The sequence below is a fragment of the Streptomyces sp. NPDC048297 genome, assembly GCF_043201585.1.
Classification (GTDB): Bacteria; Actinomycetota; Actinomycetes; order Streptomycetales; family Streptomycetaceae; genus Streptomyces.
The window spans coordinates 14,035-27,296 of sequence record NZ_JBICZA010000037.1; the positions used below are offsets into that span (position 1 = coordinate 14,035).

General features: G+C 69.2%; 13 protein-coding genes and 3 pseudogenes. 14 read left to right on the forward strand and 2 right to left on the reverse strand.

All coding sequences use genetic code 11. From position 1 onward, the window contains the following. Positions 1–85 precede the first annotated feature (85 nt). From ACGFYV_RS31295 to ACGFYV_RS31335, 9 genes are all read left to right on the forward strand, one after another. Complete coding sequence (locus tag ACGFYV_RS31295; protein WP_393881885.1) at positions 86–2,305, forward strand: MMPL family transporter; 2,220 nt, start codon at positions 86–88, stop codon at positions 2,303–2,305. Between the two features lie 141 nt (positions 2,306–2,446). After that, entirely contained in the window at positions 2,447–2,653 is a 207-nt protein-coding gene (locus tag ACGFYV_RS31300) for a hypothetical protein (protein WP_393881886.1), read from the forward strand. A 266-nt stretch (positions 2,654–2,919) separates the two neighbouring features. Further along, positions 2,920–3,636 (forward strand): GntR family transcriptional regulator, encoded by a 717-nt coding sequence (locus tag ACGFYV_RS31305; RefSeq protein WP_393881887.1) that lies wholly within the window; start codon positions 2,920–2,922, stop codon positions 3,634–3,636. A 154-nt stretch (positions 3,637–3,790) separates the two neighbouring features. Then, entirely contained in the window at positions 3,791–5,020 is a 1,230-nt protein-coding gene (locus ACGFYV_RS31310) for an MFS transporter (protein WP_393881888.1), read from the forward strand. Positions 5,021–5,072: 52 nt separating this feature from the next. Continuing rightward, positions 5,073–6,434: an acyclic terpene utilization AtuA family protein gene (locus ACGFYV_RS31315; protein WP_393881889.1), complete on the forward strand. Its 1,362-nt coding sequence runs from the start codon at positions 5,073–5,075 to the stop codon at positions 6,432–6,434. 3 nt (positions 6,435–6,437) lie between these two features. Next, positions 6,438–6,752 carry a DUF4387 domain-containing protein gene (locus ACGFYV_RS31320; RefSeq protein ID WP_393881890.1) on the forward strand — a complete coding sequence of 105 codons (315 nt, stop codon included), beginning with the start codon at positions 6,438–6,440 and terminating at the stop codon, positions 6,750–6,752. Beyond that, entirely contained in the window at positions 6,749–6,973 is a 225-nt protein-coding gene (locus tag ACGFYV_RS31325; RefSeq protein WP_393881891.1) for a hypothetical protein, read from the forward strand. The genes ACGFYV_RS31320 and ACGFYV_RS31325 overlap by 4 nt, the downstream gene beginning before the upstream one ends. Before the next feature lie 184 nt (positions 6,974–7,157). Then, on the forward strand, positions 7,158–7,487 hold the full coding sequence (locus tag ACGFYV_RS31330; RefSeq protein ID WP_393881892.1) for a hypothetical protein: 330 nt from the start codon (positions 7,158–7,160) through the stop codon (positions 7,485–7,487). Then, on the forward strand, positions 7,484–9,094 hold the full coding sequence (locus tag ACGFYV_RS31335; RefSeq protein WP_393881893.1) for a cation acetate symporter: 1,611 nt from the start codon (positions 7,484–7,486) through the stop codon (positions 9,092–9,094). The genes ACGFYV_RS31330 and ACGFYV_RS31335 overlap by 4 nt, the downstream gene beginning before the upstream one ends. A gap of 148 nt (positions 9,095–9,242) precedes the next feature. Here ACGFYV_RS31335 and ACGFYV_RS31340 read toward each other — a convergent pair. Then, positions 9,243–9,389: pseudogene (locus tag ACGFYV_RS31340) on the reverse strand (transposase); the annotation flags it as partial. 395 nt (positions 9,390–9,784) lie between these two features. Here ACGFYV_RS31340 and ACGFYV_RS31345 point away from each other — a divergent pair. From ACGFYV_RS31345 to ACGFYV_RS31365, 5 genes and pseudogenes are all read left to right on the forward strand, one after another. Beyond that, positions 9,785–10,384 carry a response regulator transcription factor gene (locus tag ACGFYV_RS31345; protein ID WP_393881894.1) on the forward strand — a complete coding sequence of 200 codons (600 nt, stop codon included), beginning with the start codon at positions 9,785–9,787 and terminating at the stop codon, positions 10,382–10,384. A 601-nt stretch (positions 10,385–10,985) separates the two neighbouring features. Beyond that, the gene (locus ACGFYV_RS31350; protein ID WP_393881895.1) at positions 10,986–11,654 is read left to right on the forward strand and encodes a hypothetical protein; all 669 of its coding nucleotides are present in this window, start codon (positions 10,986–10,988) and stop codon (positions 11,652–11,654) included. Positions 11,655–11,917: 263 nt separating this feature from the next. After that, positions 11,918–12,097, forward strand: a pseudogene (locus ACGFYV_RS31355) (IS21 family transposase); the annotation flags it as partial. Between the two features lie 79 nt (positions 12,098–12,176). Further along, on the forward strand, positions 12,177–12,416 hold the full coding sequence (locus ACGFYV_RS31360) for an integrase core domain-containing protein (protein WP_393881939.1): 240 nt from the start codon (positions 12,177–12,179) through the stop codon (positions 12,414–12,416). 31 nt (positions 12,417–12,447) lie between these two features. After that, a pseudogene (locus tag ACGFYV_RS31365) lies at positions 12,448–12,669 on the forward strand (IS5/IS1182 family transposase); the annotation flags it as partial. Positions 12,670–12,729: 60 nt separating this feature from the next. On the opposite strand, the gene ACGFYV_RS31370 reads toward ACGFYV_RS31365, so the two are convergent. Continuing rightward, positions 12,730–13,260: a winged helix-turn-helix transcriptional regulator gene (locus tag ACGFYV_RS31370; RefSeq protein ID WP_393881940.1), complete on the reverse strand. Its 531-nt coding sequence runs from the start codon at positions 13,258–13,260 to the stop codon at positions 12,730–12,732. Positions 13,261–13,262 lie beyond the last annotated feature (2 nt).

The following is a 13,262-nucleotide window of genomic DNA, read 5'->3' on the forward strand; positions in this document are numbered from 1 at the left end:
AGCACTGCCATTTTCATGTAAAGTGACAGTGCTGCCATTTTATGCGTCGGGCGTAAGTCCCGCGCCTTCCTCCTGGAGCACCTCCATGGCCACCCTTCTGTACCGGCTGGGCCGGGCCGGCTTCCGCCGCCGCAAGCTGGTGATCGCGGTCTGGCTGGCCGCCCTGGCCGCCGTGATCGCGGCGATGTCGCTGTTCGGCGGCGTCGGCAAGCTGAACGACGACTTCTCCATCCCCGGCTCCGAGTCGCAGCAGGCGCTCGATGCGATGGGCCATGAGTTCCCTGGCACCGCTGGAACGAGCGCCCAGCTCGTCTTCACCGCCCCGGCCGGGCAGAAGGTCACCGACTTCCGCTACAAGGCCGCGATCGACAGCGTGCTCGCGAAGGCGGCGAAGGCCCCGCAGGTCGTCCAGGTGACGCCGCCGGCGAAGGCCGGAACCGTCTCTGCCGACCAGAAGGTGGCGGTCGCGCAGGTCTCGTACGACGTCGTCAAGGACGACCTGCGCTCCGGCAGCCTCGACGCGCTCGATGCGACCGCTGCCCCGGCCCGCGCCGCCGGCCTGGATGTGGACCTGGGCGGCGCCGCCCTCGGCGGCGGTGGCGCGCAGCCCGGAGCGCAGGACCTGATCGGCGTGGTGGTCGCCGTGATCGTTCTGGCGATCACCTTCGGCTCGCTGCTGGCGGCCGGGATGCCACTGCTGACCGCCCTCGTCGGCGTGGTCGCGGGAGTCGTCGGCGTGTTGGCGCTGACCGGGGCCGTGGCCATCTCCTCCACCGCGCTGACCCTCGCGTTGATGATCGGCCTCGCGGTCGGCATCGACTACGCGCTGTTCATCCTCACCCGCTACCGCTCGCAGCTCGCGCAGGGCGACGATCCCGAGCACGCCGTCAGCCTCGCCGTCGGGACGGCGGGCGGCGCCGTGGTGTTCGCCGGGCTGACGGTCATCATCGCGATGGCCGGGCTCTCCGTGGTCGGGATCCCGTTCCTCACCGTCATGGGCCTGGCCGCCGCGCTCGCGGTCTTCGCCGCTGTCGCTGTCGCGCTCACCCTGCTGCCCGCCGTCCTCGGATTCGCCGGAAGCCGCCTCGCCCCGAAGCCCGGCTCCCGCGCTGCCCGCCGCGAAGGGGCCGTCGCCGCCCACACCGCCGACGTCGCGGTGAACGCCGGCGAGAAATGGGTGCGGTTCGCCACTGCCAGGCCCTGGCTCACCGTCCTCGCCGTCCTCGCCGCGCTCGGCGCCCTGGCCTGGCCGGCGAAGGACTTGGCGCTCGCCTTGCCCGACAACGGCTCCTCCCCCGCCCACACCTCGCAGCGTGCCGCCTACGACACCATCGACAAGGCTTTCGGGCCCGGCTTCAACGGCCCCCTGATCGTCCTCGCCGACACCAGCCGCACCAGCGCACCCGGACAGGCCGCTGCCACGATCGCCAAGGACCTCAAAGACCTCCCAGGCGTCGCCGCGGTCACTCCTCCCGCGCTGAACCAGGCCGGCACGTACGGGATCGTGCAGGTCGTCCCGAAGGGTGCGCCCGACTCCAAGAGCACCGAGGGCTTGGTCACCGCCATCCGGGACAAGGAGCCCGGCATCGCGAATGAGACTGGAGCAACGGTCCGGGTCACCGGCCAGACCGCCGTGTCCATCGACGTCTCCGCCCAGCTCTCCTCCGCCCTCGTGCCCTTCGGCGCGGTCGTCGTCGGCCTGTCGCTGCTGCTCCTGCTGGTCGTCTTCCGCTCGCTGGTCGTGCCGCTGAAGGCCGCCTTCGGTTTTCTGCTCTCGGTCGCCGCCACCTTCGGCGTCGTCGTGACCGTCTTCCAGAACGGGCACTTGCAAGGCCTGGTCGGCGCGGACGGGTCCACTCCCGTCGCCTCCTTCCTGCCCGTCGTCGTCATGGCCGTCCTGTTCGGCCTCGCCATGGACTACGAGGTCTTCCTCGTCTCCCGCATCCACGAGACCTACACTCATACCCGCCGCCCCCTGCACGCCATCCACGTCGGCGCCCGGTACAGCGCCCGCGTGGTCACAGCCGCCGCGCTGATCATGGTCTCGGTGTTCGCCGCGTTCGTGCACAGCGAGTCGATGATCCTCAAGCAGATCGCGTTCGCGCTCGCGCTCGGCGTCGTCATCGACGCCTTCGTCGTCCGCATGACACTCGTGCCCGCGATCCTTGCCCTCACCCGGCATTCCGCATGGTGGCTGCCCGCCTGGCTCCGCAAGCGCCTTCCCGACCTCGACATCGAAGGCGCCCGCCTCACCGAGCCCGGCCCCGCCGGGGCGGTCGAGCCTGCAGCCGCCGAGCTCCACTGACCCGGCACTACACGGCAGCACCCCCTCAGCCCGTTCCGTCCGGCACACCTGCTGCCGGACGGGACGGGTTGAGGCAAGGACATCAACCGCTTTCCGGGCGGCAGTGCCCAGGGATATATCGCTTTGCCTCAGAGGAGCCACGTGACCGTATCCGACCGCCACCACTACGCAAAGAACCTCCGCGCCGGCGCCCCTCAAGCGTTCAAGGCGCTCCTGGCCGTTGCCGCGTCCCTGACCACGTACGGCGCCTACTCCATCGACACGCACCCGAAGGCCTCGTGCGCCGAAAGCACACCCCAGGAAGAAGCGGCGGGGACTTCCCTTGGGGCATCCGTGCAGGCGCCGTAGCCCCCTGGTCCGTACGTACGGGGGCAGCAGCCCGGCCGTCCGACCGCGCCTGCCTTCAACTCCGAGCCCAGGATGGGCTTCCCGCGCCGCGAAGACGGTCGATTGTCTCCTTGCCCCCGCCCTTCCCGGGGACGGCCTGGTCCCTGGCGGCGTACAGCCCGGCCCGCCCCAGCTGGTTTGCGGGCCGCCACCAGACAGATATGGCTTGGCCAACGATTCACCTTGACCCATTGACTATTTGCTATAGCAGGAGCACTCTTGCTTGCATGAGTAATGACGCCCTGGGTCCCATGGAGACGATGTCGCTGGCCGACCAAGCCTACCGGCGGCTTCGTGACGCGATCCGTGAGGGCGCCCTGTGGCCGGGGGAGAAGATCACCGAACGCGACCTGGCCTCCCGGCTCGGCGTCAGCCCTACCCCGATCCGGGAGGCGCTGCGCCAACTCGTCCACGAGGGGGTCGTCGAACGTGTGGGCTCGCGGGCCCTGCGGATCGCCGACCACTCCTCGGCGGCGCGCGCGGAGATCGTCGAGGCGGAGGTCCGACTGTCCGGACTGATGGCCCGTCTCGCGGCGCGCAACGCGACCGCCGAGCAGCTCACCGGGCTGGTCTCGCTGCTGACGCAGACCGACCAGATGGTGGCCGGTATCGAGGAGGCCGTCGCCGAACAAGGCCAGGAAGTCGATGTGGCCGACCAGGTGCAGGCCGTCTTCCACAAGCTGCGCCTCTTCCACCATCAGGTGGAGGCATGCGTGGGCAACCCGGTCCTGGCCGGCCTGCTCGACCAGGCTCGGGCATTCAGCGACGAGGAACGCCTCGACCTCACCATGAAGATCGCGCCAGAGCGGGCCGAGGCCTTCCGGGTCCGCTACCACGAGCACCGCGAACTCCTGGACGCACTTCTCGAACGGGACGAGGACCGCGCCGAAGAGCTCGCCGTGCGCCACCACCGCGCCGCGCTCGTTCAACTCTCCAGCGGCTGACCCCCTTAGAGCCGCCTGCCCGCCCAGGGACGTACGGGCGGGCAGGCATCCCATTCTTGCTATAGCATATAGCGCAGGAGCCGACATGATGTTCGATTCCCCACCCGCCTCTGGCGGGGCGACGACCATGCCTCGCCCAAGCGTCGGTGAGCGTATGAACCGCAGCGCCGTGCTGTGTGTGACCCTCGCCGTGTTCGCTCAGGAAGCGGTCTGGAACTTCTACGACGCCCAGGTCCCTGAGCAGCTGCGCCACTACTTCACCTCCGCTGGCGTGATCGGGCTGATCATGGGCCTGGACCACTCCTGGGGCATCATCACCCAGCCGTCCGTCGGGTTCGTCTCCGACAAGCTCGTCCGGCGCCGCCTCGGCCGCTGGCCGATCATCCTGGTTGGCGCCGCTGTCGCGGCCGTGCCGTTCGCCCTGATTCCCTGGGCGACGAACCTGCCCATGCTGATTGTCTGCGTGGTGGCGTTCGCCGCGATCGCCAACGCCTTCAAAGGTGTCACCGAGACCCTCGTCTCTGACTACGTGGTCCCCTCTCAGCGCAGCAAGGCGCAGGGGTTCATCAAGGCGGGCGTCGGCCTCACCATCGTCGTCTCCTCCCTGATCAGCCTCTTGGTCGTCGACCGCTCCCTGCACCTGGCCTTCGCGATCCCCCCGCTGCTGATGCTGATCATGCTGGGGCTGTCCTGGGCCTTCCTGGGCCGCCGTCACACCGAGGCGGTCCTCCCCGAGGGGAACTCGGGGGCCAAGGCCCAGACGGTGCGGGAGTTCGCCTCGCCATGGGCGGTGATCAAGGACGCAGTGCACTCGCCGTCGAGCCCGATGCTCATGCTGATGGTCGGCATCTTCTGCTTCGCCGGCATGTGGTCCGCGCTCCGCTCGCTGATGACGCCGTACAGCACCCAGGTCCTGGGCCTGACCCGCGGCGAGGCCGGCGGCTTGGCCCTGCCCGGCGCCGTCGCCTTTCTCGTGTGCGTCGTGCCGATCGCGTACGCGTCGAACCGGCTCGGCCAGCTGCGCACCATGCGCTACGGGGTGGGACTGTTCATCGCGGGCCTGCTGGTCGGCTTCGCATGGCCCACCGTGCCCGGCACGATCGCGGCGATGATCCTCTCCTCCCTCGGGTACGCCACGTTCGCGGTGAACGCGCTCGTCGCCCTGTGGAACCTCGCCCCCACACAGAAGCTCTTGGGCACCTACACCGCCCTGTACACGATCGCCTCGCAGTCCGGGATGGCGCTGGGCCCGGCGATCCTCGGCACCACGATCGACCTCACCGACTGGCGCTACATGCTCCTGAACGCCGCCTTCTTCGCCGGGATCACGTTCCTCGTCTTCACCCGTCTGGCCCGCCCTCTTCCCGACCGGGCCGCGCTCTGACGCCCCGGGACTTCCGCCTCCCGCACGCGTATCACCGAAAGGCCCCACTCTCATGGAACTCCGTATCCTGGCCCCTACCGGCGCCCTCGGCGCCGGGTTCGACGCCGACGCCCTCGCGCGCGGCGTCGCCGCCCGCCCGGACGTGATCGCCTGCGACGCCGGGTCCACCGACTCCGGCCCCGCCGCACTCGGCTCCGGCGTCCCGAAGCTGTCCGACCAGGCCGTCGCCCGCGACCTGCGCCTGCTGCTCAAGGCCCGCGACAAGCTCGGCGTACCGCTGATCATCGGCTCGTGCGGCACCTCGGGCCGCGACGTCGGCGTCGACCACGTCGCCGCACTCGCCCGTACCATCGCCGCCGAGGAGAACCTGCACTTCAAGCTCGGCCTGATCTACTCCGACCAGCCCGCAGACCGCCTCCAGGACCTCTACGACGTCGGCCGCATCGCTCCGCTCGCCAACGCACCTCGGATCGACCGGGACCTCTTCGATCGCAGCCACACGGTGGCGATGATGGGCATCGAGCCCATCCAGGAAGCCCTCCAGGACGGCTGCCACGTCATCCTCGCCGGCCGCGCCAGCGACACCGCCCTCTTCGCCGCCCTGCCCCACCTCAAGGGTGCGGACCCCGGCCTGACCTGGCACATGGCCAAGACCATCGAGTGCGGCGCCGCCTGCGCGATCCCCCCGTCCGCGAACGGGTTGCTGGTGACCCTACGCGAGGACCACTTCGAGGTGACCACGCTGGCCACCGGCAGCCGGCTTACGCCCCGGTCGGTCGCCGCGCACACGCTGTACGAGAACGCCGACCCCTTCCACATCGCCGAGCCCTCCGGCGTACTGGACACCACCGACGCCACCTACGAGGCCGTCGACGAGCGGACCGTACGGGTGCGCGGCGCCCGCTACGTTCCGGCCGACGGCTACACCAACAAGCTCGAAGGCGCTGAACTCGTCGGCTACCAGACCGTGATCTTCGGGGGCGTGCGCGACCGGGTCGTGGTCGACACACTGCCCAAGCTGCTGCCGATGGCCAAGTACTACTTCGACGCCAAGATCTCCGATGTCTTCGGCGGCGCGGTCGACCCGGCCGACGTCGACATCGATTACCGCCTCTACGGGGCAGGGGCCGTGCTGGCGGGCAGCGAGCCCAACCCGCTCGACCCCCGCGAACTCGGTGTCCTGATCACCATCACCGCCCCCGACCAGGCAACAGCCCACGCCGTCGCCACGTTCGTCGCCCACGCCAGCAGCCACCTGCCGGTCCCCGAGTACGACGGCCTGGTCTCCACCCTCGCCTACCCCTACTCCCCGCCGGAGATGGACCGCGGCCCGCTGTACCGCTTCACCCTCAACCACGTCGCCACCGGCGTCACCCCCACCGAGCTGTTCCGCACCAGCACCGAGGAGCTGTGACCCGTGACCACTCTGCTCGACTACTGCTCCCTCGTCCGGTCCAAGAACGCCGGGCCGTTCACCCTCACCTTCGACTTCATGTGCCACGACCAGACCGCCTATGACGCCCTCGTCGCCACCGGCTTCCTGAACGAGACTCTCTTCGCGACCCTGTATGACACCGACCCCGCGGAGATCCTCGTCGTCAACCACCCCCGCGCCCTGGCCGTGAAGGCCTCCCTACCCCGCCCCACCGTCCAGGGCGACCTGCATGACACCGACTGCTACGCCGGCCAGCAGTACGCCCCGCTGATGGACATGGAAGTAGCCCCAGCATGACCACGCACCGCCCGGCAGCCCGGTCATCCGGGCTGCCGGTGTCGTGGCTGGTGACTGTCACCACCTGCCAGCAGGTCTATGGACACGACGTCCACAGCACCCGCTCGTGGATCGTCGCCGCCTTCGACCAGCAGGGCGCCCTGCACGCGGCCGCCGCCTTCATCCAGACCGTCGCACGTCCCCTCACGGGACCTCCCACCGCCCGTCGCCTGAGCGCCTAGCCAAGCCCGGACCGCGCGGTATTTACGCGCACGTCTCCGCCGCCCCGCCCTGCCGCCACCACGGCCCTGCTCCCTTTTCTATGGCCGACCCGGCCCACCCACGGCGGTCGCCCCTCCCGCACTGACGCATCCGGCGATCCCGGCCATGGGGACCTCCCCGACCCACACCTGCCCGGAGCCGCACATGCACACGCCCCTTGATGCCTTCGCTGCCTTCGACCCCAGCCCACCATCCGACCGCGCCTCCGTTCCGACGCAGCTGCCGACCGCGGCCAGCCGCCTGCGCCGGCGGCTCGTCGGAATCAACGTCGCCGCCGCCAGCACCGTCCTCGCCCTCAGCTGGACCGTCCGGGACGGGCTCGCCACCCGTGTGACCGGACCGCTCACCCTCGGCATGATCCTGCTCGCCCTGTACACCCTCACGCTGTGCAGCAGCGCCCTGTGGTACGACCGCGCCTGCGCCGTGCAATGTGACCCGCTGGTCACTGGCGACGACGAACAGGAGCAGAGATGATCCACCTCGCCTCCGCCGACGGCGGCCTGACGACCTCGCTGACCGCGTTCCTGCTCGTAGTCGTCGCGTCCTTCTTCCTCTGCCTGATCGTCGGCACCTCATACGACACCGTCTCCGGATTCCTGACCGCGAACCGGTCCCTCGGAGCCCTGCGCAACGGAATCGCCATGTGCGGCGACTACATATCGGTGACCGCCCTGCTCGTCCCCGTCGGCACCATCGCGCTCGCCGGCCAGGACGGCATAGCCTTCACCACCAGTACCGTCGCCGCCCTGATCATCCTGCTCGTGCTGGCCGAACCCGTGCGCAACACAGGCGCGTTCACCCTCGGAGGCATCCTTACCACCCGTGTCCCCGGCCGCCAGGTCCGCATCGCCGCCGCCGTGGTCACTCTGATGGTGTGCGTGCCGCTGACCGTCGTCCAGCTCAAGGTCGCCGGAGATGCCATGACCTACCTCCTCGGCCTGGACGACGCCGGCGCCGGACAGGTCTGCATCGTGTTGCTCGGCCTCCTGATCGTGTCCTTCTCCGCCTTCGGCGGCATGAGCGGCACCAGCATGATCGAGATCGCCAAGGTCATCCTCGCCTTCGGCACGTTCGTCACCGCCACGGCGGTCATCCTGAACCGGTTCCACTTCGACCTCGGCGCCCTCCTCGCCGCGGCCGCGAAAGGCAGCGGCCGCGGCGAGGACTACTTCGCCCCCGGCCAGCTCTACGGGCCCACCGCGACCGGCACCGCCGAACGCTTCTCGGTGGCACTCACCCTCGCCCTCGGCTCCGGCATCCTGCCCCCAGTACTGATGCGCATCAACGCCTCCCGCACCGGGCGCACCGCACGACGCTCCGCCCGGCACGCCGTGCTCGCCTTCGCCGCCTTCTCCCTCGCCCTGACCGTCCTCGGCCTCGGAGCCGCGGCGCTGGTCGGCACCCCGGCCATCGTCGCCCGCGGCGGACAGGGCTACGCGGCCCTGTTCTTGCTCTCGGAATCGATCGCCGGTGGCCACGGCGGTGGAACCTTCTTCACCCTGTTCGCGTGCGCCGTGTTCGTCACCGCCCTCGGCGCCGTCTCCGGACTCACCTTGTCCGCCGCCGCCTCCCTTGCCCACGACCTGCGCACACCCCACGACGGCACCACGACAAGGGACGAAAAGCAGGTCACCCAGACGCGCTGGTGGCTCGCCGTCGTCGGCATCGTCAGCGTCGTACTCGCCGTCCTCGTGTACCGGTGGAGCATCCTCTTCTTCGCCTCCTACGCCGCCGCGCTCGCCGCCTCCACGATCCTGCCCGCCCTGATCTACGCCCTGTTCTGGAGGGGGTTGACCCGGAACGGACTGCTCGCCACCCTCTACGGCGGCGCGGCTGCCTGCATGCTCCTGCAGGTGTTCAGCCCGACCGTCTCCGGAAGCCCCGCCGCGCTGTTCCCCGGGCAGGACTTTCACTGGTTCCCGCTGGAGAACGTGGCGCTCCTCAGCGTCCCCGTCGGATTCCTCGCCGGCTGGATCATGAGCCGCTTCGACCGTCGCCCTCCCGCCCAGTACGCCACACCCCAGAACCGGATGCTCACCGGCAAAGCCCCCACAAGTGAGACACGGGGACGGCCTCAGTGACGCACAAGTGTGCACCACAGAACCCCGGGTTGGGCCTCCCGCAGTGGCGGCGAGAGCCAACAGACTGGTATCCGCCGAGTGCGGTACTGCGGCCCCATGGCGGCCAGGTTCAGCTCACACTCGAGGGCGGGGAAGATGCCGGCCCTGAGACCGCGTTCACGATCTCCCGCATGCCGTAGGCGCCCTGATGGCCGCTCACCGAGCAGTACCAGTCCTTCCCCGCGATGATCACCGGCTCGATCAACGACCACTGCTCATCCGATACGTCACTGGAATACGGCTTGCGTTCACTCACCCCGCCAACCCCACCAGACCCCGCACCGCGGACCCGCGGATTCCGTCCACACCCCACAGCATCGGGAGGCCCCAGAACCACCCAAAGCCCCACATTGCCTTTATCCCCGCTCGATTATAAATTCTAATATAAGCGCGGCTGCACGATGCCGCCCTAGGGCCCGCTTCGGGCCCAACCCAATGGAGGTGAGTACGGTGTCCGCACCACCGACACTGGCGGCCGGCGGAGCCCCCGGCTCCCCGGGTGGCCCCACCGGTCAGGCCCTCTCTGGCCGGCAAACTCCCCGGACGGACCGCCTGGACGGCACAAGTCGTTCAGGTGAGGCTGCGGGGCAAAGACGGGTAGCGGCAATTTCGAGGCACAATTGGGGCAACAGGGACAGAGTGAAGGTTGGTGTGGTCGCGTGGGACCAGATCACCCAACGGGCGCTGATGAGCTACATCCATGACCGGGCCGAGCTCATACTCACCCCGCCCGGTGCCGGGGGTGATGCCGAGTTCGTCGTCGCTGCTGTGACCGACCCGGATATCGCCGCTCTGACCAAGCTGCGTGGCCTGGTGGGTGCCGAAGCCTTCCTGGTACTGATCGTGGACGGCGAGTGGCGTGGCGACATCCAGAAGGCCCTGGAGCTCGGCACAAGAGCGGTGATCTTCCGGCCTGACTTCACCTGGGAGAGATTCAGCGAGGCACTGCAGCGGGTGATCGCGGGGCACGGCGACCTGCCTGCCGTGCTCCAGGGACGGCTGATGGACCAGGTGGAGAGAACCTACATCGAGGTACTGGAGCCACGCGGGCTCACGGCCGGAGGACTCACCGTCCGAGAAGTCGACGTCCTGCGTCTGATCGCGGACGGGTACGACCTCCAGGCGATCGGCTCCGAACTGGGCTACTCGGAACGAACCGTCAAGAGCGTGCTGTACGGCGTCATCAAGCGCTACAACCTGCGCAACCGAGCCCACGCCGTCTCCTTCGCCATCCGCTACGGCATGATCTGAGCGCACCACGCCGCTCGCAGCGTGCCCGGCCCCGGGAAGGATGCACCCAGGTCTCTCGTCGGCGCCCGCGTGTCAATCCCCTCGAACTGTGGAGATCTTCTAACTAGCCGGGGAGATGATCGACGCCACGCTGGACGCCGGGATCACCGCCTCCTGAGTGACCGGCGACGAAGCCTACGGCCAGGCCCCCAGCTCCGCACTGCCCTTGAGGCACGCGGCATCGGTTACGTTCTGGCCGTTGCCTGCTCGACCGGGTGAGGATCAATCACGGCCGCACCCTTGTCCGCGCGGATACCGTCGCCGGCCGCCTGCCCTGACTGCTCCGCAGTCTGCGGGGCGGCCGTGTGCTCAACGGTCTCACCGACCGGGCGACCGGCACTGTTGGTGTTGGTGGCAGTGGCGTCGACGGTGTGGCCGGCGCCGTTGGCCGCTGTCGCGGGGGCGATGGCGGTGGCGGTGGGCGTGGCGGTGGATCCGAAGATTTCCTGGTGGTCGGCGGCGGTCTGGCGGGCCCATTCCTCGCGCAGGATCTACCGGCCGGTCTCCCACAGGGTATGGGAGCCGGACATCGCCGCGCCGGACGTCGCGGCTGGGGGACGGCGTGGCCGAAAACGGCCAGGGACGCGGTATGCCACGTGTCGGCGTGGGCGGCGGCGGTGAGGAGGTGCTGAACCGGACGCTGATTACGCGTCCACAGAACATCGGCCTGCCGGGTGAGGCTGACGAGGTCGCGTCCTGCCGTGGCGGTATCGGTGCGCGCGACCGCGGTTTCGGCCTGCGCACCGATACCCGGCTCGAGAGCCTGCCAGGCCGTGCGATGGACATGGATCGCCGTCCCAGGAGCAGACAGCGCATGAGCGCGAGCGTCTCTGGTACCGGTCCCGGCGGACTCGACCTGGGTACGGGCCCAGGTATTCCAGTCGGTGTCGAAACGCTCCGCGAGGTGCTCGACGACGCTTTCGACAGCGGGCTGACGCGTCAGGTCGGTGGTGATCTCCCGCGCACCGCGGGAAGCCGCGGAGGGAAAGACGCGGTACGGCTGGGTGACGTGCTCGCGGGCACGGACCACGACCTCGGAGGGCAGGTGGGAACCAGCAGCAGCCCAGGCGCTCGCGGTGGCATCCAGCCCTGCTTGCACGGCATCCAGCCCAGAGGTGCGCTCCGCCATACCGGCCGGATCACCGGTACCCCCGTTACCTTCTTCGTGGCCCCGGGCTCGGGGCTCCCGGCCTCCGGGCCTGGCATGACTTTTGCCCCCTGTCGACCATGACCCGGGGGGTGGTGTCACCGGGCCGGGAGGCACCGGTAGACCGCTGATAGGGGCACGAGCGCCGGTCCGTCCGGCAAGGCTCTGCGTAACGTGGTTGCCGGCAGCTGGTGCCACGTCGAGGCCGGTGCGGCATGACGGCGGCCATGACAAGCTCCCCGTAGGCGGCCACTTGCCGCCCCACTGATGGCCACGGGATTCCCCACGTACGGCCAGATATCTCCCCGCTCGCATTGGACGCATCCCGCTCGGCGAGGCTCGGGCGGGTGAAGAACAACAGGGAGATCATGGAGATCCTTGAGGCGTACGACCTCACGGGCAGTTACCGCGCTGCGGCCGGACTGACCGGCGTCGACCACCACACGGTGGCCCGCTATGTGAAGATGCGGGCCGCCGGCCCGCATCCGGACCAGCGCCGTCACCGGGCCCGCGCCATCGACGACTGGGCCCTCACCCCTGATCTTGGACACTCGCGATGGTGGATCTTGAGGATCTGAGAGACGGACGTGTCGTGGTCATGAAGCACTGCCCGCCGGAGTTCAAGGCGGACGCGGTCGCGCTGTACGAGTCGCGGCCGGAGACGACGATCAAGCAGGTCGCCGCCGCAGGGCCTGGAACGACGAACGCGAGGCCCGCCTGGACCTCTTCCGCTGGCTCCATCGCTACAACACCGTCCGACGCCACTCCCGCCTCGGACACCGCAGCCCCATCGCCTACGAGCGAACCCTCCGAACAACATCAACTACGCTGACCGAAGCCGCATAACCCGTGTTCAGGATCAGGGGTAAAGGCCCCCAGGGGATTCACCCCGATCCCGAAGCGGTGGGCGGTCGAGCGGACCTACGGCCGGCTGATGCTCCACCGTCGCCTCGCCCGCGACTACGAGGCCCTGCCCGCCCGTTCCGAAGCCATGGTCCACCTCGCCATGACCGACCTCGTGGCCCGCCGCCTCACCGGCGAGAACACCATCTCCTGGCGGGACTCGACACCTCGGACCAAACACCAGGTTCCGGGATAAAACATTGAGAGAAAACGACCCCTTCCGCGGCGCTGTGGAAGGGCGCCACCAGTCGCGTTCTCACGGAGCCGACTCGAGCTCTCCGTCCGAGACGATCCGGGCGACAGCGTCGGGCAGAGAGACCTCATGTCCCTTCGCGCACTCGACCACAGCGCTGAGGGGGCTGCCGCAATCGGCGTGGATGAGTTCGACACCGCCCTTGGCGCCAAGGCGCACACCCCACTCGAGCAGAGCGACGAACACGGGAAACAACGCCCGGCCCAGATCGGTGAGGACGTATTCGTTCCGGGTGCGTTGACCCGGCTCCCGATATGGGTGCAGCCGCAGCAGGCCGGCGTCGACCAGACGCTTGAGGCGCTGTGAAGTGACAGCCTCGGTCAGACCGGTGCGCCGTGCCAGTTCGTCGAAGCGCCGCCCGCCGTAGTAGATCTCGCGCATCAAGATCATCGCAGACCGGGTGCCGACCAGTTCCAGGGCGTGCTCCATGTGGCACCAGCCCTCCGCGTCCCATGCATCGCGATCCGCGAAACGGCCCGCGCGTGTAATGGCTGCCTCCGTGTCGCGCTCAGGCGCCTGTGTCCGCTCGGCCATGA